This is a genomic window from Sphingopyxis sp. CCNWLW2 (assembly GCF_037095755.1).
Lineage (GTDB): Bacteria > Pseudomonadota > Alphaproteobacteria > Sphingomonadales > Sphingomonadaceae > Sphingopyxis.
The window spans coordinates 649,689-674,878 of record NZ_JBAWKJ010000002.1; the positions used below are offsets into that span (position 1 = coordinate 649,689).

22 protein-coding genes, 2 tRNA genes and 2 pseudogenes are annotated in these 25,190 nt (G+C 63.0%); 9 read left to right on the top strand and 17 right to left on the bottom strand.

Features of this window, described 5'->3' with window-relative positions; translation table 11 throughout:
• Nucleotides 1-59: 59 nt before the first annotated feature.
• The 4 genes and pseudogenes from V8J55_RS14235 to V8J55_RS21690 form a co-directional block, all read right to left on the bottom strand.
• On the bottom strand, nucleotides 60-1,337 hold the full coding sequence (locus V8J55_RS14235) for a dihydrolipoamide acetyltransferase family protein (protein ID WP_336446271.1): 1,278 nt from the start codon (nucleotides 1,335-1,337) through the stop codon (nucleotides 60-62).
• Nucleotides 1,338-1,341: 4 nt separating this feature from the next.
• Nucleotides 1,342-2,346, bottom strand: coding sequence for an alpha-ketoacid dehydrogenase subunit beta (locus V8J55_RS14240; RefSeq protein ID WP_058538219.1), 1,005 nt, complete (start codon nucleotides 2,344-2,346; stop codon nucleotides 1,342-1,344).
• A gap of 32 nt (nucleotides 2,347-2,378) precedes the next feature.
• The gene (locus V8J55_RS14245; protein ID WP_336446272.1) at nucleotides 2,379-3,674 is read right to left on the bottom strand and encodes a 3-methyl-2-oxobutanoate dehydrogenase (2-methylpropanoyl-transferring) subunit alpha; all 1,296 of its coding nucleotides are present in this window, start codon (nucleotides 3,672-3,674) and stop codon (nucleotides 2,379-2,381) included.
• Nucleotides 3,675-3,768: 94 nt separating this feature from the next.
• Nucleotides 3,769-4,056: pseudogene (locus tag V8J55_RS21690) on the bottom strand (thymidylate synthase); the annotation flags it as partial.
• A 453-nt stretch (nucleotides 4,057-4,509) separates the two neighbouring features.
• Between V8J55_RS21690 and V8J55_RS14255 the strand changes: the two are divergent.
• Complete coding sequence (locus V8J55_RS14255; RefSeq protein WP_336446273.1) at nucleotides 4,510-5,058, top strand: DNA cytosine methyltransferase; 549 nt, start codon at nucleotides 4,510-4,512, stop codon at nucleotides 5,056-5,058.
• 250 nt (nucleotides 5,059-5,308) lie between these two features.
• On the opposite strand, the gene V8J55_RS14260 is transcribed toward V8J55_RS14255, so the two are convergent.
• The 5 genes and pseudogenes from V8J55_RS14260 to thyA all read right to left on the bottom strand — a co-directional run.
• On the bottom strand, nucleotides 5,309-7,108 hold the full coding sequence (locus tag V8J55_RS14260) for an AIPR family protein (protein ID WP_336446274.1): 1,800 nt from the start codon (nucleotides 7,106-7,108) through the stop codon (nucleotides 5,309-5,311).
• Nucleotides 7,105-8,112 carry a PD-(D/E)XK motif protein gene (locus tag V8J55_RS14265; RefSeq protein WP_336446275.1) on the bottom strand — a complete coding sequence of 336 codons (1,008 nt, stop codon included), beginning with the start codon at nucleotides 8,110-8,112 and terminating at the stop codon, nucleotides 7,105-7,107. Before V8J55_RS14265 ends, V8J55_RS14260 begins: the two co-directional genes overlap by 4 nt.
• Nucleotides 8,096-8,272 (bottom strand): hypothetical protein, encoded by a 177-nt coding sequence (locus V8J55_RS14270; RefSeq protein ID WP_336446276.1) that lies wholly within the window; start codon nucleotides 8,270-8,272, stop codon nucleotides 8,096-8,098. The genes V8J55_RS14265 and V8J55_RS14270 overlap by 17 nt, the downstream gene beginning before the upstream one ends.
• 461 nt (nucleotides 8,273-8,733) lie before the next feature.
• Nucleotides 8,734-9,630: a thymidylate synthase gene (locus V8J55_RS14275; RefSeq protein WP_336446277.1), complete on the bottom strand. Its 897-nt coding sequence runs from the start codon at nucleotides 9,628-9,630 to the stop codon at nucleotides 8,734-8,736.
• A 205-nt stretch (nucleotides 9,631-9,835) separates the two neighbouring features.
• A pseudogene (gene thyA / locus V8J55_RS14280) lies at nucleotides 9,836-10,504 on the bottom strand (thymidylate synthase); the annotation flags it as partial.
• A gap of 154 nt (nucleotides 10,505-10,658) precedes the next feature.
• Between thyA and V8J55_RS14285 the strand changes: the two are divergent.
• Nucleotides 10,659-11,087 carry a JAB domain-containing protein gene (locus V8J55_RS14285; RefSeq protein ID WP_336446278.1) on the top strand — a complete coding sequence of 143 codons (429 nt, stop codon included), beginning with the start codon at nucleotides 10,659-10,661 and terminating at the stop codon, nucleotides 11,085-11,087.
• Nucleotides 11,088-11,194: 107 nt separating this feature from the next.
• A tRNA-Pro gene (locus tag V8J55_RS14290) sits at nucleotides 11,195-11,271 on the top strand.
• Nucleotides 11,272-11,453: 182 nt separating this feature from the next.
• On the opposite strand, the gene V8J55_RS14295 is transcribed toward V8J55_RS14290, so the two are convergent.
• Nucleotides 11,454-12,329 carry an N-formylglutamate amidohydrolase gene (locus tag V8J55_RS14295; RefSeq protein WP_336446279.1) on the bottom strand — a complete coding sequence of 292 codons (876 nt, stop codon included), beginning with the start codon at nucleotides 12,327-12,329 and terminating at the stop codon, nucleotides 11,454-11,456.
• A gap of 140 nt (nucleotides 12,330-12,469) precedes the next feature.
• Here V8J55_RS14295 and cpdR point away from each other — a divergent pair, with 140 nt between their 5' ends.
• Together cpdR and V8J55_RS14305 are read left to right on the top strand one after the other, a co-directional pair.
• Nucleotides 12,470-12,847, top strand: a complete 378-nt coding sequence (cpdR, locus tag V8J55_RS14300) for a cell cycle two-component system response regulator CpdR (protein WP_037510756.1) — start codon at nucleotides 12,470-12,472, stop codon at nucleotides 12,845-12,847.
• A gap of 71 nt (nucleotides 12,848-12,918) precedes the next feature.
• Nucleotides 12,919-12,993, top strand: a tRNA-Val gene (locus tag V8J55_RS14305).
• Nucleotides 12,994-13,035: 42 nt separating this feature from the next.
• Here the strand turns inward: V8J55_RS14305 and V8J55_RS14310 are convergent.
• Nucleotides 13,036-13,827, bottom strand: a complete 792-nt coding sequence (locus tag V8J55_RS14310) for an SDR family oxidoreductase (RefSeq protein ID WP_336446280.1) — start codon at nucleotides 13,825-13,827, stop codon at nucleotides 13,036-13,038.
• 106 nt (nucleotides 13,828-13,933) lie between these two features.
• Here V8J55_RS14310 and V8J55_RS14315 point away from each other — a divergent pair, with 106 nt between their 5' ends.
• The 4 genes from V8J55_RS14315 to V8J55_RS14330 all read left to right on the top strand — a co-directional run bounded on the left by V8J55_RS14315 (nucleotide 13,934) and on the right by V8J55_RS14330 (nucleotide 18,903).
• On the top strand, nucleotides 13,934-14,803 hold the full coding sequence (locus V8J55_RS14315) for an alpha/beta fold hydrolase (RefSeq protein WP_336446281.1): 870 nt from the start codon (nucleotides 13,934-13,936) through the stop codon (nucleotides 14,801-14,803).
• Between the two features lie 46 nt (nucleotides 14,804-14,849).
• Complete coding sequence (locus tag V8J55_RS14320) at nucleotides 14,850-15,575, top strand: energy transducer TonB (protein ID WP_336446282.1); 726 nt, start codon at nucleotides 14,850-14,852, stop codon at nucleotides 15,573-15,575.
• Between the two features lie 128 nt (nucleotides 15,576-15,703).
• Entirely contained in the window at nucleotides 15,704-18,160 is a 2,457-nt protein-coding gene (locus V8J55_RS14325; protein WP_336446283.1) for a TonB-dependent receptor, read from the top strand.
• Between the two features lie 59 nt (nucleotides 18,161-18,219).
• Nucleotides 18,220-18,903, top strand: coding sequence for a Fe2+-dependent dioxygenase (locus V8J55_RS14330; protein WP_336446284.1), 684 nt, complete (start codon nucleotides 18,220-18,222; stop codon nucleotides 18,901-18,903).
• Here the strand turns inward: V8J55_RS14330 and V8J55_RS14335 are convergent.
• The 6 genes from V8J55_RS14335 to V8J55_RS14360 form a co-directional block, all read right to left on the bottom strand.
• A complete protein-coding gene (locus tag V8J55_RS14335) occupies nucleotides 18,900-19,766 on the bottom strand; it encodes an FAD:protein FMN transferase (protein ID WP_336446285.1) in 867 nt (288 codons plus the stop codon). The two genes, V8J55_RS14330 and V8J55_RS14335, sit on opposite strands and share 4 nt — an antisense overlap.
• A gap of 92 nt (nucleotides 19,767-19,858) precedes the next feature.
• Nucleotides 19,859-20,692, bottom strand: coding sequence for a DUF4198 domain-containing protein (locus tag V8J55_RS14340; protein ID WP_336446286.1), 834 nt, complete (start codon nucleotides 20,690-20,692; stop codon nucleotides 19,859-19,861).
• A 19-nt stretch (nucleotides 20,693-20,711) separates the two neighbouring features.
• Nucleotides 20,712-21,242, bottom strand: coding sequence for a DUF2271 domain-containing protein (locus tag V8J55_RS14345; protein ID WP_336446287.1), 531 nt, complete (start codon nucleotides 21,240-21,242; stop codon nucleotides 20,712-20,714).
• Nucleotides 21,243-21,254: 12 nt separating this feature from the next.
• Complete coding sequence (locus V8J55_RS14350; RefSeq protein WP_336446288.1) at nucleotides 21,255-21,899, bottom strand: PepSY-associated TM helix domain-containing protein; 645 nt, start codon at nucleotides 21,897-21,899, stop codon at nucleotides 21,255-21,257.
• Between the two features lie 121 nt (nucleotides 21,900-22,020).
• Nucleotides 22,021-23,382: an HlyD family type I secretion periplasmic adaptor subunit gene (locus tag V8J55_RS14355; protein ID WP_336446289.1), complete on the bottom strand. Its 1,362-nt coding sequence runs from the start codon at nucleotides 23,380-23,382 to the stop codon at nucleotides 22,021-22,023.
• Nucleotides 23,379-25,133 carry a type I secretion system permease/ATPase gene (locus tag V8J55_RS14360; protein ID WP_336446290.1) on the bottom strand — a complete coding sequence of 585 codons (1,755 nt, stop codon included), beginning with the start codon at nucleotides 25,131-25,133 and terminating at the stop codon, nucleotides 23,379-23,381. Before V8J55_RS14360 ends, V8J55_RS14355 begins: the two co-directional genes overlap by 4 nt.
• Nucleotides 25,134-25,190: the final 57 nt, after the last annotated feature.

Below are 25,190 nucleotides of genomic sequence, written 5' to 3' on the forward strand. Positions count from 1 at the left end.
CGAAGCAATCCGGGGCGATGTCCACCGCCCCGGATTGTTTCGTTGTCATCGCTTCGCGATCAGTCTGCGAACAGCAGGACGGGCGTCTCGATCAACTTCTTGAGCGCCTGCACATAGCTTGCGGCATCCCAGCCATCGACGACACGGTGGTCGCAGCTGATCGACAGGTTCATCAGCTTCGCGCGGCGGATTTCGTCGCCGTCGAAGACCGGGCGTTCGACGATCTTGTTCGGGCCGATGATCGCGACTTCGGGCCGGTTGATCACCGGGGTCGTCGCGATGCCGCCGAGCGGGCCCAAGGAGGTGACGGTCAGCGTGCCGCCGGTCAGTTCCTCGACCTTTGCCTTGCCGGTGCGTGCGGCTTCGGCAAGGCGGGTGATCTCGCTCGCGAGCTGCCAGACATTTTTGTCCTGCGCATCGCGGATGACGGGAACCATCAGCCCGGCGTCGGTCTGCGTCGCCATGCCGAGATGCACCGCGCCGTAACGCGTCACCACGCCGCCTTCGTCATCGTAGCGCGCGTTGATCATGGGGAACTGCGGGATCGTGCGGCAGATCGCGACGATCAGGAAGGGCAGCATCGTCAGCTTCGGACGGCCGCCGCGGTTGGCGTTGAGGTCGGCGCGCATCTCTTCGAGCGCGGTGACGTCCATTTCCTCGACATAGGTGAAATGCGGGATCGCGCGCTTCGACGCCGCCATATTCTCGGCGATCTTGCGGCGCATGCCGATGACCTTGATCGGTTCATCGGTGCGGGCGCGGCTGGCGCCGGGGGCATGATAGCCCTGCCCGCCGCTGTAGCGGAGGAAGGCGTCGAGATCGGCGTGACGAATGCGGTCGCCTTCGGCCTGAACCTGGCCAAGATCGACGCCGAGGTCCTTGGCGCGGGCGCGAACGGCGGGCGACGCCAGCACGGCGCGGCTGTGGTCTGCGGTCACGACCGGCGCGGGTGCCGGGACCGGGGCCGGGGCCGGAGCTGCGACGGGCGCAGGCGCAGAAACCTCGGCGACCGAAACCTCTTCGGCCCCCGGCGTCTCGGCTTCGATCTGCTTCTCGACCGGCGTGTCCGCAGGCGGCGCCTCGACATCGCCATCGTCGTCGGTTTCGATCACCGCGAGCGTCGAGCCGATCGGGATCAGGTCGCCGACCTCGCCCGCCAGTTCGACGACGATCCCCGAAACGGGCGATTCCATTTCGACGGTCGCCTTGTCGGTCATCATATCGGCGAGCTGCGCGTCTTCCTCGACGCGCTCGCCGATCTTGACGTGCCAGGCGACGATTTCGGCCTCGGCGATGCCTTCGCCGATGTCGGGCAGACGGAATGAATAACGGGCCATGGCGTCAGTCCTTCAAAATCTTGGTCAGCGCGGTCGCGATGCGCACCGGGCCGGGGAAATAGGCCCATTCGAGGCTATGCGGATAAGGCGTGTCGAAGCCGGTGACGCGTTCGACCGGCGCCTCGAGGTGATAGAAGCAGCGTTCCTGCACCAACGCGGCAAGTTCGGCGCCGAAGCCCGAGGTGCGCGTCGCTTCGTGGATGATCAGGCAGCGGCCGGTTTTCTTCACCGAGGTTTCGATCGCGTCGATATCGAGCGGCAGCAAGGTGCGCAGGTCGATGATTTCGGCGTCGATGCCCATTTCCTCGACGATCGTCTTGGTCACATGGACCATCGTGCCATAGACGAGGATGGTAAGCGCCTCGCCAGCGCGCACCGTCGCGGCCTTGCCGAGTTCGATACGATAATAATCTTCGGGCACCGCGCTCGCGTCATGCTTCGACCAGGGTTCGACCGGACGGTCGTAATAGCCGCTGAACGGGCCGTTGTAGATACGCTTGGGTTCGAGGAAAACGACGGGGTCGTTGTCCTCGATCGCCGCGATCAGCAGGCCCTTGGCGTCATAGGGGTTCGACGGGATCACCGTCTTCACACCGCAGATGTGCGTCATGATGCTTTCGGGCGACTGGCTGTGGGTCTGGCCGCCGAAGATGCCTCCCCCAAAAGGAGTACGCACCGTCATCGGACAGATGAAGTCGGCCGCCGAACGATAACGCAAGCGCGCCGCTTCGCTGACGAGCTGGTCGAGCCCCGGGTAGATATAGTCGGCGAACTGGATTTCGGGGACCGGGCGCAGCCCATAAGCGCCCATGCCGACCGCGACGCCGATGATGCCGCATTCGTTGATCGGCGTGTCGAACACGCGGGTCTTGCCATGTTTCTTCTGCAGGCCCGCGGTCGCGCGGAACACGCCGCCGAAGAAGCCGACGTCCTCGCCCATCACGACCATGTTCGGGTCGCGTTCGAGCATGACGTCCATGGCGCTGTTGATCGCCTCGATCATGTTCATGGTCTTGGTGGCGGTTTGGGTCTCGGCGCTCATCATTCGGGCTTCCAGTTGGGGCCGAACTTGGCCTCTTGCTCGGCGAGCATCTGTGCGCATTGTTCCTTGAGGTGCCAGGGCAGCTCCTCGAACACATCGTCGAACATCGTCTCGAACGGCTGGTGCATGCCGTGGCCGAGGATGCCGAGCTTTTCCGACTGTTTCTGGGTCGTCTTGACCAGGTCGTCGAGTTCCCTCGCCTGCGCCTCGTGGCGTTCGGCATCCCATTCGCCGAGCGCCTCGAGATGCTGGCGCAGCCGCGCGATCGGATCGCCGAGCGGCCAGGCGGTCGCCTCGTCGGCGGCGCGATAGGCGCTCGGATCGTCCGAGGTGCTGTGGCCTTCGCTCCGATAGGTGAAATGCTCGATCAAAGTCGGGCCGTTGTTCGTCCGCGCACGATCCGCGGCCCACTGCGTCGCGGCATAAACCGCGAGCGGATCATTGCCGTCGATGCGCAGCCCCGCGATGCCATAACCCACCGCGCGTGCCGCGAAGGTCGTGCGCTCGCCGCCGGCGAAGCCCGAGAAGCTGGAGATCGCCCACTGATTGTTCACGACGTTGAAGATGACCGGGGCGTTATAAACGGTCGCAAAGGTCAACGCCGAGTGGAAATCGCCCTCGGCCGACGAGCCCTCGCCGCACCAGACGGTCGCGATGCGGCTGTCGCCTTTCGACGCCGAGGCCATCGCCCAGCCCACCGCCTGCGGATATTGCGTCGCGAGGTTGCCCGACACGCTGAAGAAACCATGCTCGGGCGCCGAGTACATGATCGGCAGCTGGCGTCCCATCAGGTGATCGCCGCGGTTCGAGTAGATCTGGTTCATCATCTGGATCAGCGGATAGTCGCGCGCGATCAGAATGCCCTGCTGGCGATAGCTGGGGAAACACATGTCGCCGCGATCGATCGCCATCGTCGAGGCGACCGAGGTCGCTTCTTCGCCGGTACACTTCATATAGAAGCTGGTCTTGCCCTGCCGCTGCGCACGGAACATGCGGTCGTCGAAAGCGCGGGTGAGCATCATGTAGCGCAGCATCGTGCGCAGCCGCTCGGGCGACAGCTTCGGATCCCACTGCCCCTTCGCCTGCCCGTCGAAATCGAGGACGCGGACGAGGCCATAGCTCAGCTCGCGCATCGCATCGGGCTTGGTCGCTTCGCTCGGGCGCGGGGTCGCTTCGACCGCGGGAACTTCGATATCGCCAAAGTCCGGGGTATCGCCGGGGCGATAGCGCGGTTCGGGGATATGAAGCGACAGCGGCGGCAAATTGCTCGCCGGGCGCTGAGGCGTCTCAGGCATATCTTCTTCCCTTTGAAGGCGCGAATCGGCGCCTAGTTATATTTCAACGTGGCGACATATTATTACGGTCGCCATACGAATGCAACGGCGGCCATCAGACCGCGACGGGCGCGGAAATATGCGCTTGCGGCGCATAATCCTCGACCGCGAAATCCTCGAACCGATAGTCGAAAATGCTCGAAGGCTGCCGAAGGATGCGGAGCTTGGGCGCGCCATCCGGAACGCGCGACAGCTGTTGTTCGACCAGCTCGGCGTGGTTCAGGTAGAGATGCACGTCGCCGCCGGTCCAGACGAGTTCGTGGGCGTGAAGCCCCGCTTGCTCGGCAACCATCCGCGTGAGGAGCGCCGCTTCGAAGACATTGAAGGCTTTTCCGGTCAGTAGGTATTTAGCCCGAATCGCTATTCTAGGTTTATGAGGCTGGGGGAGGCGCTGTGCCCTCACCATAGCTCGGCGCCTCCCCCAGCCCTTCACATCGTTAGCGAAAGCATGCCAACGGACCCAGCGCCCCGCGCTGGGCCCGGTCAACTCTAGGGAGCCACCGCAGTTCGTTTTCGTCGCCACAACCATGATCAATTGATACGGCCCGGGAATATTCAAGTCTACGGCTGAGACTAGCTCGGATAGGCTCCGAAGGCGAAGGCAAACAAATACGATCAAAATGCATAGGGGACGGTGTCAGCTCGCCGAGGCCATCGCGCTTTTATCAACCTATGCGGCTCTTGAGGACCAGCAAGGCATGAGCGGCATTTGCTAGTTGGGCGCTTTGACGGACTTGCAGTCCTTGAGAGTGACCTCCACTAAAAGTTCACTTGGCTGAATGACGTCACCGCCAAATTGCTCGACTATGCGAGGGTCATTGACCATGATGATGACGTGCCACCTCGCTCGAGTACGAGGGTTGCCCCAATCGATGACAATCTGCTCGGCGCATGGATCGGCGACGATCATTTGACCGAACTGCCCAATCACGCGAGCCGCGGCCATATGGAAAGCGATCTGTCAAGATATGCTTTTGCTGCGGCGTTTGCCGAAATTTTCGGCCAGTCGCCAAAGGCGGATCAATTCCCTGCGGGCCTCGCGCCCAACCACAAGAATTGGGACAGCGGCAAATTCGCTGATCGCTTTCGGGTACAGGGCTGGGGATCGCCATCCACGACCGTCACGAGCCATATCTCCAAGGACGGTCATTATTTTATCCACCCTGATCCCAGGCAATGCCGCAGCCTCACGGTAAGGGAAGCTGCGAGATTGCAGACCTTTCCCGACAATTACTTCTTCGAGGGGAACCGGACGCAGCAATATGTGCAGGTCGGCAATGCCGTTCCCCCGTTGCTGGCCAACCAGATTGCGGAGGTGATCGCCGAAATGCTTGGCGCGATCTGATTGCCTCGACATACCGCCAAGTCATCCATTATCTGTCGGTCAGGCACGACATTTTTCATGAGATCGACAGTTCCTGATCCAGCGGCGCAGTTCGGCACGACTGACGCAGCAAGGCCCTCCCCCTGCAGCGATCAGGATGAGGGGTCCGACGTCAGCAGACGCACTGCCGGGTATGAGCGGCATCTCCGTGGAATGACCAAAGGAGAAATCGGACACGCAGCGGAAAGCGCGTTTCGCTTGACGGCTCCCGTCAGGACCTGATTTCCGGAATCCTGTTCTCCGATGGAGGGAAGTCGGCATTCTGCACGGCTTTCCAGGTGTCGCCACGCTTGGCGACTTCGGAAAACTGCCGCCCCGGAGCGATCCGGTCAAATGTGGCATTCACTACCTTGGCCCATTCCCAGAGCAGCTTGCTGAAGCTTTCGGAAATGCCCTGCTGTTGCCATACCAGTTCGAAATCGATCTGATCCGGCATTTTCTGGGCAAGAATGGCAACCGTATAGGTTGCAATATTGACCCAGCCCTGACGAAAGGTTTCTTTCGCATCCCTCTTCTTGATCATGCCTTCGATGGTCCGAAAGATGATGACCTTCGCAATGAGCGCCCGATACCATTCCGGCGTAAGCGGATTCGGCACCAGATCGGGCGCCTCGTCCAGAGCTGCCATGAATGCGGCGAAATTCTTTTCACCCGCCAGCGCGACTTGAGACGGCTTGCCACGCCACGCCTCGTGAAACTTGGCGACGTCATTCTTTGAAAGCTTGTGCTTCGTGGGCACGATCTTCTGGAATTCGCGTCGTTTGGCATCGGTGCGCTCGCGAAGCAGCCTGACCTGATAAGCACCGGCAGCACGTTCGTAGAACCACCGGCTGGCTCCGTCAGCGCACCAGATTTCCTCTGACAATTTCTCGAGCTGGACATGGAAAGGCCGGTTTGCCGAGAGATCGGACGTCTTCACGGCATTCTGGCTGTTCGCAAACTTCGAAATGCTTGAAATCAGACGCTCGCGAGCATCGTCATCGTCGCCTTTCAGGATGATGACCTTAGCGGGCACCATCACGTGACTCAGATCGATCTCCTTCCGATCACGCGATGCAAAGAAGATGGATGACGTGGTCTGCCCACCGTTGACGATCTGCAGGCCCTTGATCAGCGAGAACCCCAGACCGCCATCCTCGCACCGGCTGAGTTCGGCACTGTCGCACACGATGACGAGGCCGTTGTTGAAGGCCATGAAATGCTCGGGCTCTTTCAACAGCGTTTCCGCAATCCCGGAATTCACTCTGCTGCGGTAACCTAGGAAAGTCCGCACATTGGCTTCGAGCAATCGGGAGTTGTACCGCAGGTAAAGTTCGCGGATCACTTCACCGGGAATGGCCGTGAGCGCATATTCATAATCAGCATCGGGATCCGGCACATGTATACAGGGGAGAGGTCGCCCCAATGTCTGTTCAAAGCTGATGGAGACTTCGTCACGAGGCTTGCCGGTCGTGTGCCGGTAGAGCCGCTCGATGTCCATTGCCTCGATCGAGACGATCTTCCCCTGAACCTCCCTGGGAGCAAACCGCTTGGATTTAGTCTGGCCATCGGTAACGACGAAAACGCGCAATTGCTCGAGGCTCGACCAGCGCTCCTTGATAAACAGGACGAAGTCGTAGATTTCGCCGCTCGCCTCCATCCGGGATGCAAGGCGGCCACTCGCCGATTCAAAAAGGAACTTGATGCCTTCCTTTGCCGTGGAGGCTGCCTCGGAGTCGCGGAGATTCTCTATTTCATCGGTTCCGAAGTAGCGGGTGACGAACAGGTCGAGGCATGTCTCGTCAACCGATAACGCATAACCGGTGATCCTGAGACGCGCGTTTCCGATGGAGCCAGTCCAGTGGCAGATCGTCGGTGAATCGCAAATGTTGGCATTTGCGACCTGTTCCATTGCAAGCTCTGCGTAGACCAGTTCCTCCGAGGGAAAGTTGCCCTCATCACTCAATATTCGCTCGGCCACGATTCCCTGAATTTCCGAACGGATTCCCCGGTGAAATTCCTCGATGCTCATTCGTTGATTCCCAGTTCCGAAAATGCGCCGTCCATTCCCATGTCGGGTTGTGAAATCGCACTCAAATCAAGCGTGTAGGTCGCGGCAGTAATTTGTGCAGGCAGATATGCACGGCGCAGGATCGGAAATTCGTCATCAATCCTGAAAATTCTGAATTCATCAACAGACAGAGGCCGCTCGTAGTGAGAGGCATGCTCGTCATAATAGCCGGCCATGATGAGGAGTGCGTCGAATCCTCGCCTGCGACCGCGCTCGTCAGCGAGATCGCGAAGCTGTCCGACCAAGTCATTGAGACTCGAACCGCCAAGATCCTCCTTCAGGCGCAGGGCACCCAGAAACATGGGTTGACGCTCTGAATCGAGCTGCTCAATGCTGTTTATGCGCGCCTTGAAGGCATCGGAGGTGGTGGTGCTTTTCACCTCGAGGGCGCCCGATCCGAGCAGGAAATCCTGCGCTGCGTGCATCGGCCCCTTCCACGCGTCGAAAGCCGATCCGCCGGGCATCGCCTCGATAAGCCTGCGGAGGGCGGCAAGTTCTCCATAGAGTCCAGCCTGGGCTTCCTGCGAGAGCGGCCTGATTCCTCGAGACATGAAGCTCTGCCATTCTCTCACGCGCTCGAGAAACCCGGCTACCAGTGCTTTCGCATCCCTTGATCGGCTTTCTTCGAGAAAGCGCAGCAGGTCGAAGACCATGATGGCGAAGATGTCGAATGCACCTTCGAACCTCCGGATCAGGGCAATGACGTCCTTTCCGGCGAAGGACGAGCTTCCTTCGATCAGCGTCGCCTCGAAGCCCCTGCCATCGGGAAGGCCCGAGACCTTGCCCAGCCATCCCGCCGGAAACGCCACGACCAAGGCTTCCCTGCTGTCCGGGAAATGCCGCCCTGCCTGGACCGTCACGAGATCGATGACGGCCAGATTCACAAGTCGCCATTCCTCGTCGCCCTGCCGCGTGGCAAGCGCGCGCCACGAACCGATCAGGCCTTCCTCAGTCCACCCAGTCATTCAACGCCCCCCACATCACACTGTTGGCCATATAGGCCGCGTTGCTGACGCGCCGCTCGGACGTACTCCCGGGGAAGCTGATCGCAAAGGCAACGATCGGGTCGGCGTCCTGCAATTCAGCAATCTCGCTTGCCTGGGGATCGAGGAGGTAGATCAGCAACAAGCCTCGCTGTGGAACAGCAGGCACCGCCAATCTGGGCCACCCTTCGCCAAGCACTTTGCGGATGGCAGGGCCACGAGGCTCCGCAGGCGGCTCCTTGCCCTCGTTTCGTTCCGTATCCCGCCGCCAGGTCTCCCTGCTGAGTTCGAGAGCGGCTGTCCATTGAGCTTCGGTAAGGTCGATGGCCTGATCGCGGGGAGAGATCAGAGTCTTGATCGAATAGCGGTCATCGTGATCAACGGTCTTGCGGCGGGTCGGGCTACCCGACCCTGTCGGTTGAGCTGGACGCCCGCGCCATCCATATCATTCTGGAGAATCTCGCCAAGCTCAACATTGAGGCGATCGATCGCAGGACCTCGCCGTCCGTAGCCCGCGGCGAAGCGTATCGCCGGTGAAACGGGCTCAGTTTCTATTGCGATGTCCGATGGAGCTTCCACACTTTCGCACGCCATTTCGGTTGGCTAGACAGCTACTTCACCGTGAATTGGCGGGTGCGGATCGTATTCGCTCACTTCGAAATCTTCGATACGATAATCATCAATCGACGCAGGATATCGCGTGAGCCGCATAGTCGGAAACGGTCGAGGGTCGCGCGAGATTTGTTCCCGAACTTGGTCGACGTGATTCGAATAGACGTGGGCATCGCCCACGACCCAAATTAGCTCTCCCGGCGTAAGATTCGCCTGCTGCGCTAGGATCAGTAAGAGAGCGGAAGCGGCGGCGAGGTTGAAGGCGCCCCCTAAGAAGAGGTCACACGACCTTTGGAAAAGTAGGCAATTTACCTCACCCCGAGAGTTCACATGATACTGATAGACCATGTGACACGGCGGCAAAGCCATCCGGTCCAATTCGCCGACGTTCCATGCATGAAATAGCATTCTTCGACTTGAAGGATTACTCTTCAGCGTGTCCACCAGCGTGGAAATTTGATCATGCTCCCTCCCCTGCGCATCAACCCAGCGCCGCCATTGCTTGCCGTACACGGGCCCCAACTCACCCCATCGTTTCGCAAACACTTCGTCTGCGACAATCCGAGATTCAAAATCGCTCTGAGAGATTTGTTCGCCGGTTTCTTGTCGGTAGTGCGCAAGCGGCCAGTCGCTCCATATACGAACGTTTTGGAGCAGAAGTTCACGAATGTTGGTGCCGCCGGTAAGAAACCAGAGCATCTCCTTGATCGCAGTTTTCCAGTATACGCGTTTGGTCGTGATGATTGGCACTTCGCCACGGCTGAGATCGAACCTCAGCAACTCGCCGAAAAGAGATTTCGTGCCAACGCCCGTTCGGTCGACGCGCTCGTCACCTTTTTCGAGAACGCGTCTGAGAAGCTCTAAAAATTGATACTCAGGATGAACCACGTGCTGTCGCGCCCTTCGAAGCTACCGCCATCACCCCCGGCTGGGGCGTCTTTCGAATTAGGACACTAACCGCCGGTGAGCATCGCAACAAGGCACCCCCACAACAAGGCACCCCCACATCATAGCGCTATCTCAGTTCAAATGCGGTCAAACGGCGTGTTTCTCAGTGGATTGACACGCCGCCCCTGGCCTCTATGCCGGAAAAATATGGAAAGCCCAGGCCAAGATCGCACGAGCGCTGGAACAACAGGCACGACAGGCCGCCATCGCTGCGGACATGGAACTGATAGGTCATATGGCACGGCGGCAGCGCCATGCGGTCGAGGTCGGCGACGTTCCAGCCGGTGAAGATGTGCCGCCGCGACCCGGGATTGTTCTTCAGCGAATCGATCAGCGCCGCGATCTGGTTGTGCCCTTGGCTTGCACGGCGGAAGAGCCCCTCGCCTGCCGGCTCATACCGCGGCCAGTTCACCCATTGATGGCCGTAAACTGGCCCGAGATCGCCCCACTTCACGGCGAAGCCCTCATCCGCGATGATTCGCGCCTCGAAATCCTCGGCGCTGATCGCCTCGCCGGTCGCGCGGCGATATTTGTCGAGCGGCCAGTCGGTCCAGATCTTCACACCCTGCGAAACGAGCGAGCGGATATTGGTGTCGCCGGTCAGGAACCACAGCAGTTCACGCAGCCCCGTCTTCCAATAGACACGCTTGGTCGTGAGCAACGGGATCGCATCGTCCTTGAGCGAGAATCGCATCGTCTCGCCGAACAGCGAGCGCGTGCCCACGCCGGTGCGGTCGACGCGCTCGTCGCCTTCGACCCAGATGCGGCGCATCAGGTCCAGATATTGAAGTTCATAATGGATGGAATCAGGCAAGACTCGGCTCCCGGCTTTGTCCCTCGGTGCTAGGCTTCGCGCCGCGAGCGGACAAGGGAGCAACATGGGGCGCAACAGGGCAGGCGGCACAAAGCCTCCGATGCGGGGCAGTCGGCCGTTGGGAATCGCGCTGCCTGAGCGCATGGGGACGGCGATGACCCTGTTCGAACCCCTCGGCAAAGCGCCGGACCCGTCGGCGCTGGCCGGCTTCGTGCCGTGCCCGCTTGAGGATGATGTCGCGCGCCTGTTGCTGCGCCCGATGTTCGATGACGAGCGCGAAACCCTGCTCCTCGCCGCATTCGACGCCTTCGAACGCCTTGTCCGGCTCGAACGCATCGATGGCGATATGACGGGCCGCTGCGTCATCCCGCCGCGCGCTTGGCGCACGCTCGTCGACGGCAGCATTGCGGCGGTCGTCATGGCGCACAACCATCCCTCCGGCACGCCCTGGCCGAGCGATGCCGACATCGGCGCGACGCACGACGCCGCACTTTTCCTGCGGACCATGGGCATCGATCTGGCCGATCATCTGATTTTCGTTGCGGGTGGTCATTTCAGTTTTCGAACTGCCGAAATGCTCTAGTTCGGGCAATCATCTTCAATGTGCCGATTGGCGCTTGAAGTTCACAGATTGCGCGTCTAGAGGACCGCCCTGCCTTCGCGGCGACCCCGGTCGGCGCGCAGATCGGTCGGGGAGTAGCTCAGCCTGGTAGAGCACTGTCTTCGGGAGGCAGGGGCCGGAGGTTCGAATCCTCTCTCCCCGACCAATTTCTTGCATATTGCAGATTCTGCACCGTCTCTTCTTGTAAGTCGGCGCACAACATCCTAACTTAACTCTACGCCGCCATGGTTTTCCCCCTTTCCATCGCGGCGAGTGTCCCGTCATCACTGACGCGGACGCGTCCTCCCTGGACCCTGGCCACCTCGTACTTCGGTACGAGGTGGTTTTTTATTCAGCGGCTTGCGCGAATATTTCGCCGTCGGGCCGGCCATATCCCGCTTCAGCGACAAGGTTCGAAAACCAGCGCGCCAGCCGAGCAATACCGGCCGTGTCGGGCAAATGCTCCGGCGTGAGGTACAGGCTGCGGTCGATTTCGATCTGCACCGCATGGATGGCCTCCGCCGGGCGGCCGTGCGTCCGGATGATATGGCCGCCAGCATAAGGCTTGTTGCGCGCGACAGGCTCGTTCAATCGCTCGGCCGACGCCACGGCGAGGTCGATCAGCCAATCCCCCGCGGTTTCGCCAAAACGATCGCCAACGATGATTCGCGCGCCGTGCCCCGGCTGGCCCGCCGGAATCGACGGCATCGAATGGAGATCGATCAGGATCGCATGGCCATATTCATCACGCGCCGCGGACAAAGCGTCGGCGAGCGCCGCGTGGTACGGTCGGTGGAAGGATTCGAGGCGCCACTCGAGCGCGGCGCCGTCGATCGGCCGCTTCCACAGCGGACCGCAATCGGCGAGCCGCGTCGGCACGACGCCAAGCCCCGCGCGTTCCTTGCGCCCCGGCGCCGAAAATTGCGCCCGGAGCTGCATGGCAACCTCGCCCGGCGCCATCTGCCCTTCGCCGCGGTTGAGGTCCGCGACTGCGCGCGCCCACAGCGCGTGGACGACCGTTGCCCCAGCATCGACGGCGCCGACCGCGATCAGGTCGCACCAGCTATCCTCGAGTCGTTCGAGGTTCGGCCGGTCGACCCGCGCCGCGCTCAATATCTCGGGCGGATAGATGCGCCCGGCGTGCGGCACCGACACGACGACGGGCCCGCTCGCCGCGGGCCGGTTGACAGCGATGGCGGCGGGCGAGATGGTGGGGGACGGCATGAGCCATGGGTGGCAAAAAAAGCGGGACGAATCCAGCACCGCGCGTCAATTTGTTAAATCTCTGACGCTATGCAGGGCGTGACAGAGGGGGCAGCCGACCGGAACCGGCTGCGCCGAAGGACCAGGGAACAGATTTCAACATGATTCGCATTTTGCTGGCCGAAGATGACGACGTGATGCGCGAATATCTCGCCCGCGCGCTGACCAGCGCCGGCTATCACGTCACCGCGGTCGATCGCGGCACCGCCGCCGTCCCCTATATCGATTCGGGAACCTTCGATCTTTTGCTGTCGGACATTGTGATGCCCGAGATGGACGGGATCGAACTCGCCCAGCACACCGCGAAGGCCGCGCCGCAGACGCAGGTGATGTTCATTACCGGCTTTGCCGCGGTTTCGCTGCGTGCGGAGGAAAATGTGCCGCAGGCGAAGCTGCTGTCGAAACCCTTTCACCTCAAGGATCTGGTGCGCGAGGTCGACAATATGTTCGGCCGTAGCGACCGGTCGAGCCAACAATAACGACGCCGCCGCACGCGAAGGGCTTGCCAAGTCGCGCGGAGGCATTTAGGGGGCGCGTCACCCCAAGGGATGGGCGTGTAGCTCAGTGGTAGAGCACTGTGTTGACATCGCAGGGGTCGCAAGTTCAATCCTTGCCACGCCCACCATTAAAAACGCCGCCACCCGATGGGTTGGCGGCGTTTTTGCTTTCAGGCCATGCCGCGCGCGAGATCCCCGCGTGACGCGTCGCCGATCTGACTGCCGCCGTCGCAGTCGAGGATCGTGCCGGTGATATAGCCGGCAGCGGGCGAGCAGAGGAATACCGCCGATTCGGCGACCTCCTCGACCTCGCCCCAGCGCTTCATGGCGATGCGGTCGAAATGCGACTGACGCGTCGCGGCGTCGGGCGCCAAGCGCGCCATGCCCTCGGTCCCCGCGATCGGCCCCGGCGAGATGCCGTTCACCCGAACCTCGGGACCCCATTCGAGCGCGAGAACGCGGATCAGCTGGTTGATCCCTGCCTTCGCCGCACAGGCGTGCGCCTGCAGCGCCGAAGCATTGACCGCCTGCCCCGCGGTGATCGCGATCAGCGACGCGCCCGGGCGGTTGAGCAAATCGTGACATCCGCGAAACACGTTGAAGGTGCCATTGAGGTCGATATCGACGACGGTGCGAAACGCGTTCGCCGACATGCCGAGCACCGGCGCGAGGAAATTGCCGGCCGCGCCCGAAATGACGATATCCATCGGACCGAATTTTTCGACAACCGTCTCCATCACCCCGCGAATCGCGGCATAATCGCGCACGTCGCCCGACAGGCCGATCGCGTCATGGCCGATTTCGCCGGCGGCGCGCTGCGCTTTGTCCGGGTCGCGCCCTGCGACCGCGACCCTGGCGCCGAGTTCGGCGAAACGCTTCGCAATGCCGAGGTTGATGCCGCTGGTGCCGCCGGCGACGAAGGCGATCTTGCCGGCCAGCAGATTGTCCCGGAATGTCGTCATGCTACTCTCCCTTCGCTTGTCTCTATAGGCCGATGGCACCGATGCGGGGTTGACGGATCGAAACCAGTCGCCTTTTGAAACTGGAACAGACAGCAAGGATGATCCGATGGCAAGTGCCGGCCCGACCTCGAACAGCTTCATCTCGCAGCGGCTGAAGCTGCATTATGTCGACTGGGGCAATCGCGGCGCGCCGCCGCTGCTGCTCGTCCACGGCGGGCGCGACCATTGCCGCAACTGGGACTGGGTCGCCGAGAAATTGCGCGATCGCTATCATATCATTGCCCCCGATCTGCGCGGTCATGGCGACAGCGCATGGTCGCCCGACGGCAATTACGCCATGGACACTTTTGTCTATGACCTCGCGCAGCTGATCCACCAGCTCGACCTTGGTCCGCTCTCGATCGTCGCGCATTCGATGGGGGGCAATATCGCATTGCGTTATACCGGCCTTTACCCCGAGAATGTGCGCAAGCTCGTCGCGATCGAGGGACTCGGCCCCTCGCCCAAGGTGATCGCCGAACGCGCGAAGACGGGTTATGCCGAACGCTTCCGCAAATGGATCGACGACAAGCGCCAGGCCGCCGGGCGCACCCCGCGCCGCTACGCGACGCTCGAGGACGCGCTCGCGCGCATGATGGGCGAGAACAGCTATCTGACCGAGGCGCAGGCGCGCCACCTGACGATCCACGGCATCAGCCGCAACGAGGATGGCACCTGGAGCTGGAAGTTCGACAATTACCTCAACGTCTGGCCCGCCTTCGACATGCCGCAGGATGACATCGCCGCGCTGTGGGGCGCGATCACCTGCCCCACTCTTTTGCTCTATGGCGCGAACAGTTGGGCTTCGAATCCCGAAAAGGACGGCCGCCTTCGGCATTTCAACACCGCAAAGGTGATCGAGTTCGAAAATGCCGGCCACTGGCTGCACCACGACCAGTTCGACCGGTTCATGTCCACGCTAGACGAATTCCTCTAAGCAGGTCGCCGGTTGCGCGCCGCGGCGCGCGATGAGAGGCGGCGCGATGGCCTATACGGGGCAGGTTTCGAGACGACAGAAATTCGTGTCAGGCGGCGGCGCGCTGCTTGCCGTCGGCGCCGTCGGATTTGGCTTCGCGAGCGGCCTCGATCTCGATGTCGTCCGCAAGGTCAGCGACGCGATTACCGCAATTGCCCTCCCCGCGCCCACACCACTGCGCGAAGAGGTCGCGCCAGTGAAGGCGCCCACCGAAAAGGCCAGCGGCAAGGCGTCGGCTGCGAACAAGCATGCCAAAGCCGCCGCGGTCGCCGCACCGCCACCCAAGCTGCGCCCCATCGCGCCGCCGATCGCCGCCGCGCCGCGCCCTGGCGCCGGGAATGACGCGTCGGCGGGCGCGACGCCGAATCCCGGCCCCGGATCGGGCGCAGGCGGGCGCGGCGACGGGACGGGCGCCGGCGGCGCGGGCAGCGGAACCGGTGGCGGAACCAAGGCCGTGTGGCGCAGCGGCACGATCCGTGACCGCGACTATCCGCGCGAAGCCAGCCGCGCGAAGACGGGCGGCGAGGTCGAAGTGCGCTTCACCATCGAAGCCAGCGGCCGCGTCAGCGGATGCCGCGTGACACGGCCCAGCGGCGACGCCTCGCTCGACCGGACGACGTGCGAGCTGATTGAGGAGCGTTTCCACTTCAAGCCCGCGACCAATGCCGCCGGCGAACCCGTCGCGAGCCAATATGGCTGGCGGCAGAGCTGGTGGCTCGAACGACGGCGGTAAGCAACTCTCATGCCTTCCAATATCGCGACAAATTGCGACGTAGATGCGACTAATTCGCATTAGAGTTGACTTTGCAATCGACTCTCAATAGCGGCGCCCCGAACCAATCACAAAACAGGGGGTTTACCGTGAAGCCATCGACATCTGCCTCGTTCCTCGCGCTGTCCTGCGTGGGCAGCCTTATCAGCGCTTCGGCATTTGCAGCTGAAACCGGCGAGGCACAGGACGCGCCCGGCGGCCGCGGCGAGATCGTCGTCAACGGGGCGCTTGCCAATGAGGTGGAATCGCCCAAGTCGACCGCTCCGCTCGTCGACACGCCCCAGACCCTCACGGTCGTGTCGCAGGAGCAAATCCGCCAGCAGAACCTGCTGACGCTGCGCGACGCGCTCTCGACTATCCCCGGCATCACCTTTGGCGCCGGCGAAGGCGGCGGCGGTTATGGCGACTCGATCAACCTGCGCGGCTATTCGGCGAACAACGACCTGACCGTGGATGGCGTGCGCGACAGCGCGCAGTACAGCCGCACCGACCCCTTCAACCTGCAGCAGATCGAAGTCTATAATGGCGCGAACTCGGTCTTCAACGGATCGGGCAGCGTCGGCGGCACGATCAACCTCGTCAGCAAGGTCCCGTTCGCGCGCAACGCGACGACGGTGCAGGCGGCGGTCGGCACCGACAATTATTATCGCGCCGCGGTCGACAGCAACTGGCGCGTCAGCGATCTGATCGCTTTCCGCATCAACGCCATGTACCATGAAAATGACGTGCCGGGCCGTGACGTCGAATCCTATCAGCGCTGGGGCGTCGCGCCGTCGATCACGATCGGTGTCGAAAGCGACACCAGCCTGACGCTCGCCTATATCCACCAGGACGACGACAACACGCCGATCTATGGCGTCCCTTTCTTCCTGAGCGGCGTAAACGACGGTCCGCTGGCCGGCGTCGACGACAGCGATTATTTCGGCATCGTCAATCTGGATGAACAGAAGACCAAGGTCGACCGCCTGACCGCGACCTTCCGCCACGCGTTAAGCGACAATATCTCGATCCGCAACCTGACGCGCTGGCAGCGTGTCCACCAATATAGCCAGACGAGCGCGCCGCAGGGTGTCTTCTGCCTCGCGAACGGCCTGCAGCCGATCGGCGGCAGTGCCAATGCGACCGTCGGCAGCGCCTGCCCGGCCGGCCAAAACACGCCCGGCTTTTACTATCCCGCCGGGCCGCGCGGCCTTGTCCGTGACCAGGTCAACGACTTGATCCACAACCAGACCGACCTCACGGTCGTCAACGGCGCCAAGGGCGGCCTGTTCAACACGCTCGTCATCGGCGCGTCCTATAGCCAGGAAGATTATTCGATCGAGAATGCGCAGCTTCTGCGCAACCCCGGCGGCGCACTGCCCAACCCCGCCCAGCCGCCGATCAGCCTGTCGAACCCGAACACGGTGTGGAACGGCCCGGTCAACTATGTCCGTACCGGCAACAGCTATGGCGATACGCGCAACTTCGCCGTCTATGCGTTCGATACACTCGAAATCTCGCCCATGTTCGAGCTGAACGCCGGTCTCCGTTATGAAAGCGTGCGGACGGTCTTCCGTGCCGACACGGTGACGACGCCCGCCACCGGCGCGGTCTATGTCCGCGGCATCGATCAGGTGAGCGACGAGAATCTCTTCTCCTATCGCGTCGGCGCGGTCTTCCACCCTGTCGAGAATATCAGCCTCTACGCCGCCTATGGCAATGCCAAAACGCCGACATCGGCCACCGTCCGTGCGGGCTGCGGCCTGCCGACGGCGCCGGGCGCCGCCGATCCGTGCGCCGTGGCACCCGAAAAGGCGCGCACCTACGAGATCGGGGCCAAGGCCGAGCTGTTCGACAAGAAGCTGCTGCTGACCGCAGCGCTGTTCCGCAACGAGCGCACGAATTTCCGTACCCCGTCGAACGATCCGGCGCAGCCCAACTCGTTGCAGGTGCTTGACGGCCAGTCGCGTGTCGACGGTGTGGCCCTCGGCGTCAGCGGCAATGTGACGCCCGAATGGGCGATCTTTGCCAACTACACTTATCTCGACAGTGAAGTGCGGCAGAGTGTCTCGGATTATTGCCTCGCCAATCCAGATCCGCAGCCGCTGACGGTTCCGGCCCGCCCGGCTTGCGCCAACACGGCCGCGCTTCGCGATCCGCAGGCTGGCGATCAGCTGATCCAGACACCGAAACATTCCGGCAGCCTGTTCACAACCTACGTATTCCCGTTCGGGCTGCAGATCGGTTATGGCCTTACCTATCAGGGCAAATTCGCGACCAACCAGCGCAACGTCGCGCAGCGCACTCAATTCATGGTCGACGACTATCTGATCCACCGCGCTTTCGTGTCGTATGACTTCAAGAATGGACTTGTGGCGCAGCTCAACGTCAGCAACCTGACGAACGAGGATTATTACACGGGCGTCCGCAACAACGTCGGTGCGGGCGTGGTAGCGCCAAATGGCAGCGCGAACCCCGGTGCGGTCACGGGCGGCGCCGTCAGCGGCGGCTGGGCAACCCCCGGCGACGCGCGCTCGGCGGTGTTCAGCCTCTTCTATAACTTCTGATCCCGGTGGGGCGGGTCCGGCGATTGCCGTTCCCGCCCCTTTCAGCCTAGAAGCGGCGCATGATCCGCATCATTCCCGACGTGCTCGACGCCGACGGTGTCGCAAAGCTCCGCTCGATTCTCGACGCCGCCGACTGGATCGACGGCAACGAGACATCGGGTCCGCAGGCCGCGCTCGCCAAACGCAACCAGCAGCTCCCCGAATTTGGAGAGGCTGCCGGAGAAGCGGGGCGCCTCGTGCTCGATGCGCTGGGCCGCAGTCCGCTGTTCATCGCCGCGGCGCTGCCGCTCAAAATCTACCCGCCCTATTTCAATCGCTATGCCGGCGGCGAGAATTTCGGCGATCATATCGACAATGCGATCCGCATCCGCCGCGGCAGCGATTTCCGGATGCGCAGCGACCTGTCGGCAACGCTCTTTCTTGCCGATCCCGACAGCTATGAGGGCGGCGGACTGGTCGTCGAAGGCTTTGCGGAGGCCCCGGGGATCAAATTGCCCGCCGGACACCTGATCCTCTACCCCTCGACCACCGTCCACCGCGTCGAGCCGGTGACCGCAGGCGCGCGCGTCGCGAGCTTTATGTGGATTCAGTCGATGGTGCGCGATCAGGGACAGCGCAACCTGTTGTTCGATCTCGATATGGGGGTTCAGGGTGCCGCGGCGGCACTGGGCCAGAGCGACGCGACGGTCGTCCGCCTGACCGGCGTGTATCACAACCTCTTGCGTCGCTGGGCCGACAGCTAATCCAGCATGTCGCGCCATGCGCGCGACAGATATTCACGGTCGCCCGCAGCGATACACGCCGCGAGGTCCTGCTCATCGGCGAGCGCGATCGCGGCCTCGGTCCCCAAAACCGTCAATGCAGTCGCCCAGCCGTCGGCGCTGATGCAGTCGCGGTGGAGCACCGTCACCGATGACACGCCATTGACGATCGGGCGTCCCGTCGCCGGGTCGAAGCTGTGCGAATAATGCTGGCCGCCCGCGCTGAAGCCGCGGCGATAATTGCCCGAGGTCGCCACCGACAGGTCGTGCAGCGCAATGCGCCAGGGCGGAATGGACGAGGTGGGCGGCATCTCGACGTCCACCCACCAAGGCTGTCCGTCGGCACGAATCCCCTCGCCGCGCAGCTCGCCGCCGACTTCGAGCAGGAAATGTCGCACGCCGATGTCGAGCAGCCATGCGGCGGCGAGGTCGACGCCATAGCCCTTGGCGATGCCCGACAGGTCGAGCGCCGCCGCCTCGCCGCGCCGGATGCGCCGCGTTGCCGGATCGAAATCGATCATGCGGTCTGCGCCGGACCGGACCACCTGCGGCACCCGTCCGGTACGTCCGACGCTGCCGAAACCCCAGGCGTTGGTGAAGCGGCCGAGGCCGGGGTCGAAAGCTCCGCCGCTGGCGCGCGCGATATCGAGCGAAACCTCCACGACATGGGCGAATTCGGCCGGAATTTCGCACCATGTTCCGGGCATCGCGCGGTTGAAGCGCGAGAGGTCGGATTCGAGCTCCCACTGGCTCATCTGTTCGACGACGAGGTCGAGTGCGGCCTGAACGCCGTGCTGCGTCGCGGCGGGCGGCGAGACCGCCTGCAGCGACCAGCCTGTCCCCATCGTTTCGCCGGCGAAGCGTTCGATGGCCGCCCCCGCGTCGCGCCCGGCGAAAGCCGCGGGCGTCAGGGCGCGGGGGATGAGGATGCGGTCGGTCAGGGCGCGAGCACTTCCAGCGTCGTGACATAGCTCGCGCGGCGCTGCGGCGTCGCGGGTTCGGGTGCGCCTTCCTCGCGCTCGGCCTGCGGCGTCGTGACGTTCAGCCAATAGAGGCCAGGTTCGGTCCAGTTGACCGCAACCTTGCCGTCGGCGCCGGTCTTGAGGTCCATCTGACCGAGCTGGTCGCGATAGCGGATGCCGCCTGGGATCACCGTGACGGGCAGGCCCGCGGCGGGCTTGCCGTCGAGCAGGAACTGGAAGGTCGCCGCCTCGCCCGCGATCAGGTCATTGGGGTGCGTCACCGGAACCAGCTCGATGCCCTTGCCCGTTGGTTTGAACAAGGTCGTCGTCGGTTCGCCAACGGTCACGAAAATCTCGTTGCGGTTGTTCGATTCGGCGGTCTTCACATTGGTCGCGCCGGCAGGGATACGCTCGGTGAGGTTCGTCGTGGTGGTGCCGCGCGGCAGGCGCTCGGTCTTGCCGTTCAGGTCATAGCTGCCCATCACGCCGTCCGAGACCGACGCGATGCGCCAGGTGCCTTTCTTGGTCAGATGGACGTCGAAGGTGCTGCGATAGCGGCCGGTCGCCTTATTCTCGATCGCCGCTTCGGTGCCGTCGGGCGCCCACGCCTTCAGCGCGTCGAGGCGCAGCGGCTGATGCTCGAAATAGAAGAGATCGTTCGACACCGCGGCGTCGACGGTGACCCATACGTCATCGCCCGACAGCACGGTCGACGACGGCAGCATCCACTGACGGTGCGCCGAAGCCGGAACGGCGACCATGGCCGCCAGCGCGGCGGTCGCGGCGAAACCCCAAATTCGCTTCTTCATTTCCCTGTCCTTTCAAGCTTTAACGGAAGGCGACCGAGACGGCGCCCAGTTCAGTCGTTCCAGCGGCGCGCCCGCCCGCCCCGGCCTTCGCGGGCCAGGTGAAGGGGATGCGCAGAAGTTCGCGGCCGCCAACCTCGCGCGCCGCCTCGATCACCAGCGTGTACTGGCCGGGCGCGGCGGCACCGAGCTGTGCGCGCGAGAAGGAGACCTTGTGCGCGCCGGGCGCGCGCGTCGCGCCGGTGATGCCGTTCGCGGGGAAGGTCATCGAGCGGCCCGCGGCGCGCCACCACTGGCGCACGTCGCGAAGCCATTTGGTGCCCTCGTTCGCCTTCATGTCATAATCGTACCAGACAGCGACCGTCTTCGCCGACGCACCGGCTTTCTCGACCCAGATCGCGACATAGGGCTTGTGATATTCGGCGACCTTCAGCCGCGGGATGTTGATCGTGACGTCCATCGCGCCCGGATCGGCGGCGAAGGCGGGCGCGCCGAGCACGGCGCCGAGGCCGATCGTGCCGCCGAGGATGCGCGCTGGAGTGGAAAGCTGCATGGACTGGTCTCCCTAGTGAATGAAGATGACGGCGATGGCGGCAGGGATCGCGAGCCCCATGCCGACGAGCGGCCAGGTGCTCTTGCGCTTCGCCGAATGCAACCAGAGCAGAATCAAACCGGTGATCGCAAAGATGAGGCAGGCGAAGGCGAAGATGTCGATGAACAGACTCCACTCGCCGCCCGAATTGCGACCTTTGTGGAGGTCGTTGAGATAGGAGATCCAGCCACGGCTGGTGACCTCGCTCGACGCCGCGCCGGTCGCGAGGTCGATCGCGACCCACGCGTCGCCGCCCGGGCGCGGTGCGGGCAGATAGACTTCATCGGCCGACCATTCGGCCTCGCTCGCTGCCTTTACCGGAAAACTCTGCTCGACCCATTCGGCGACGGCAGGGGGCAGCGGCGCCTTTTCGGTGTCGGGAACCGCCGCCTTCAGGCGCGTCAGCAACGCCGGCGGCATTTGCGCCGATTTCTGAATGACGACCGGCGACCCTTCGATGTCGGCCGCGTGATTAAGCGTGAACCCGGTGATCGCGAACAGCAGCAGGCCGATCAGGCTGACGGCCGAGCTCATCCAGTGCCACATGTGCAGCTGTTTCAGCCAAAAGGCTTTCCGACTTTTCTTCGTCGCCGGTCGCGGGGTTGTGGGTGCATGCATCCGGAAGCTCTACCAAAAGGACGCATGGCCATTATCGAGAACGATTCGCAATTACAATATGATTCCGGATCATCGGCCAGATGAGGTCTTATGCCATCGATTTCCGATCGATGGGCCGGGCCTAATTCTCGCGCCCCGCCATCCAGAGCGTCTGGGTGAGCGGTTCGATGAGGTAGGAGAGCGCGGTCCGTTTGCGCAGCGGGATCATGATGTCGACGGGCAGGCCGGCACGAAGCCCGCCATCCTCGCGAACACGCCGGAGTTTCGCGAGTTCGCTGGGCGGCACGACCAGCTCGATCTTGAAATAGCGCATTCCCGAACGCTCGTCCTCGAAGCTGTCGGCCGAAATTTTGGAAATTTGACCGACAAGGATCGGCAAGTTGCGTTCCTGCAACGCGGTAAAGCGGATCTGCGTCTCCATCCCCGGCGCAAGGTCATCGGCGTCGGTGGGCGATGCCTTGCCATCGATGACGAGGGCGCGGTCTTGCGGAACGATCTCCATTAGTGTGTCGCCCGCCGAAACGACGCCGCCGACGGTGAAGATTTTAAGCCCCACCACCCGGCCGCTTGCGGGAGCACGCACGGTCGACCGGGCCAGCTGTTCGCGCACCGCGATCAGCTTGGGCTGAAGTTCGTCGAGGCGAACCTGCCCCGCCTGCTTCTGTGTCGCCACCTCTTCGAGCATCTGCTTGTCTATGCCGACCATCTGCATCTGCGCCTCGCCGATCGCTTCGGAGGAGCGGGCGATGTCGGCGCGATATGCGCCATAGGAGCCGTCGAGTTCAGCCGCGGATCGTTCCATGCCGCGAACCCGGTTGATCGATACAAAGCCTTTCGGAAGCAGGGCGCGCAGGCCATCCAGCTCTTCGCCGATCAGCTGTTGCTGCACCTTGTTGGAATTCATCTGGTAGCTGTAGCCGTTGATCTGTTCAGAATGCTGGCGCATCCGCTGGCGCAAGACGTTGCGCTGTGTGTGCACGGAATTACGCCGCGCTTCGAACAGCTGGCGCTGGCCGCGCAAGGCTTCGGCCGCCAACTCCCGGTTTTCGGGCGCCAGCGAGGCAAATTCCGCCGGTTCGGCGACGCTTCGCAGACCGCCCAATTCGGCGACCAGACGCGCACGCTGCGCCAGCAAAGCGATGACTTCGCCGGTCAGTCCACGTTCGGCCGCCACCAGCTCCGACGCCGAGATCGTAAGGAGCGGCTCGCCCTTTTTGACCGTTTGCCCCTCGACGACGTGGAGCTCGGTCACAATCCCGCCTTCGCGGTGCTGAACCGCCTGACGACTGCCCGACACCGCGATCACGCCGGGCGCATAGGCACCGGCATCGAGCGGGGTCAGCGACGCCCATCCGAGCATCCCGACAAAGAAGAAGGCCACGATGAGGCCGCCGATGCGTAGTTCGCGATGCGGGCGATCGGCGGAATCATGGCCCGAAGGGTGATCGCCGCCCATCGGCGGTTTCCAGGTCATGTCGGTCATGGCCGCGCTCCTTCATGGATTGGAACGACATTCTGCTTTGCCGCCGAATTCTGCAGCGCCTGGAGGATTTCGTCGCGTGGTCCCACCCCGACGATCGCGCCGTCGGCGAGGATCGCCAGCCGGTCGGCGCTGGCCAGAACGGCCGCACGGTGGGCGACGATCATAATCGCCGCGCCGTGCAACTTTGCCGCACCGATCGCTCGCGACAGTGCTTCTTCGCCGTCGCTGTCGAGCGCCGAGTTGGGCTCGTCGAGCACCAGAATGCGCGGGCTGCCATAGAGCGCGCGTGCCAGCGCGACGCGTTGCGCCTGCCCCGCCGACAGCCGGTGCCCGTTGCCTTCGATATAAGTGTCGTAGCCGCCTGGCAGGTGCAGGATCAGCTCGTGGACGCCCGCCATGCGCGCAGCCTTCACGACCAGTTCGTCAACGACCGCCTGCGAAATGCCGCGCGCGACGGCGAAGCGCGAGACATTTTCGCTGATCGTTCCGGGAAGCAGGCCGCAATCCTGCGGGAGATAGCCGATATGCTGCGCAAGCTGTTCGGCATCCCAATCGGCCATACTGGCACCATCGACCCTGATTTCGCCGAGGTCGGGCGGCAGCGCACCCGCGACGACGCGCGCGAGGGTCGTCTTGCCCGCTCCGGACGGGCCGACAACACCCAGCACCTCGCCGGGAGCGAGTTTCAAAAATATATTCTTGAGCAGGATCGCGCTGCCTTCGGCATTGCGGACGACAACGCCCTGGAGTTCGACCTGCCCCTCTGGATCGGGCAAAGTGGTGCGTTGGGCCGGACCGGCCGCCTGATCGAACAGTCTGCCGAGCGTCTGAATCGCCTGGCGCGACTGGACGATGTTTGGCCAGAGGCCGACGAGCTGCTCGATCGGCTGCAGGGCGCGGCTGAGCAGCACCGAGGCGGCGATGATCGCGCCGACCGAAATCTGCCCGTTGATGGCGAGCCAAGCACCGACGCCCAGCGCGAAGGATTGCATGAACATCCGCACGAATTTGACGAGCGAATTGTAGCGGCTGCCCGAAAACTGGAGATCGGCGACGGCGTTCAGCCCGACGCTGCGCTGCTGGATATGGCGCGAGACCAGCGCGCGCCGCATCCCGAGCGCGCGTACGATCTCGGCCCTGCGCAGCATCGCTTCGTGCGTTTCATAGGCCGCCGCATTGGCGTGATGCGCCTCTTCGGCCTTTGCCTTGCTGCGCCTTTCATTGGCGATCGCCAGCGAGACCAGCACGCCTCCGGCACCGAGCACCAGCACTCCCAAAATCGGGTGGATGAGGAAGGCCACCAAGAGGTAAAGCGGCGTCCACGGGACGTCGAACAAGGCGGTCGCCGCCGGTCCCGCAAGCGATTGACGCAAGAGGTCGAATTCGCGCATCGCCTGATGGGTCGAAGGGTCGCCGGGCCGCGCGCGCGACCGTGCCAGCAGCCGGTCCAATATCTCGCCCGAGAGCAATCGGTCGAGGCGCAGCGACGCGCGGGCCATCAATCGCACCCGGATCGCATCGAGCGCCGACAGCGTGGCGATCGCAACGCCGACGACAACGGTGATGAAGACCAGCGTCAATACGCCATTGGTCGGCACAACCCGGTCATAGACCTGCATCATGTAGATGGTCGGTGCGAGATAGAGGATGTTGATCAGCGCACTGAACGTTGCTGCGAGGATGAAGTGAGTCCGACAGGCGCGGACGGCTTCTGACAATGCCGGTGGAACGGGCATCCAGAACAGACGCATGCAATCCTCCCTGATTTTCGAAAAAGGTGGCGCCGGGAGGGGGGGAGGTCCCGGCGC

What these genes read in the sequence shown, in the direction of transcription:
- V8J55_RS14265 (WP_336446275.1), bottom strand. Translation starts at nt 8,112, where the DNA reads ATGACTGGGTGGACTGAGGAAGGCCTGATCGGTTCGTGGCGCGCGCTT.
- V8J55_RS14360 (WP_336446290.1), bottom strand. Translation starts at nt 25,133, where the DNA reads ATGCGTCTGTTCTGGATGCCCGTTCCACCGGCATTGTCAGAAGCCGTC.
- V8J55_RS14335 (WP_336446285.1), bottom strand. Translation starts at nt 19,766, where the DNA reads ATGGGGACAGGCTGGTCGCTGCAGGCGGTCTCGCCGCCCGCCGCGACG.
- V8J55_RS14285 (WP_336446278.1), top strand. Translation starts at nt 10,659, where the DNA reads ATGACCCTGTTCGAACCCCTCGGCAAAGCGCCGGACCCGTCGGCGCTG.
- V8J55_RS14245 (WP_336446272.1), bottom strand. Translation starts at nt 3,674, where the DNA reads ATGCCTGAGACGCCTCAGCGCCCGGCGAGCAATTTGCCGCCGCTGTCG.
- V8J55_RS14260 (WP_336446274.1), bottom strand. Translation starts at nt 7,108, where the DNA reads ATGAGCATCGAGGAATTTCACCGGGGAATCCGTTCGGAAATTCAGGGA.
- cpdR (WP_037510756.1), top strand. Translation starts at nt 12,470, where the DNA reads ATGATTCGCATTTTGCTGGCCGAAGATGACGACGTGATGCGCGAATAT.
- V8J55_RS14315 (WP_336446281.1), top strand. Translation starts at nt 13,934, where the DNA reads ATGGCAAGTGCCGGCCCGACCTCGAACAGCTTCATCTCGCAGCGGCTG.
- V8J55_RS14350 (WP_336446288.1), bottom strand. Translation starts at nt 21,899, where the DNA reads ATGCATGCACCCACAACCCCGCGACCGGCGACGAAGAAAAGTCGGAAA.
- V8J55_RS14330 (WP_336446284.1), top strand. Translation starts at nt 18,220, where the DNA reads ATGATCCGCATCATTCCCGACGTGCTCGACGCCGACGGTGTCGCAAAG.
- V8J55_RS14340 (WP_336446286.1), bottom strand. Translation starts at nt 20,692, where the DNA reads ATGAAGAAGCGAATTTGGGGTTTCGCCGCGACCGCCGCGCTGGCGGCC.
- V8J55_RS14320 (WP_336446282.1), top strand. Translation starts at nt 14,850, where the DNA reads ATGGCCTATACGGGGCAGGTTTCGAGACGACAGAAATTCGTGTCAGGC.
- V8J55_RS14310 (WP_336446280.1), bottom strand. Translation starts at nt 13,827, where the DNA reads ATGACGACATTCCGGGACAATCTGCTGGCCGGCAAGATCGCCTTCGTC.
- V8J55_RS14355 (WP_336446289.1), bottom strand. Translation starts at nt 23,382, where the DNA reads ATGACCGACATGACCTGGAAACCGCCGATGGGCGGCGATCACCCTTCG.
- V8J55_RS14235 (WP_336446271.1), bottom strand. Translation starts at nt 1,337, where the DNA reads ATGGCCCGTTATTCATTCCGTCTGCCCGACATCGGCGAAGGCATCGCC.
- V8J55_RS14240 (WP_058538219.1), bottom strand. Translation starts at nt 2,346, where the DNA reads ATGAACATGATCGAGGCGATCAACAGCGCCATGGACGTCATGCTCGAA.
- V8J55_RS14295 (WP_336446279.1), bottom strand. Translation starts at nt 12,329, where the DNA reads ATGCCGTCCCCCACCATCTCGCCCGCCGCCATCGCTGTCAACCGGCCC.
- V8J55_RS14345 (WP_336446287.1), bottom strand. Translation starts at nt 21,242, where the DNA reads ATGCAGCTTTCCACTCCAGCGCGCATCCTCGGCGGCACGATCGGCCTC.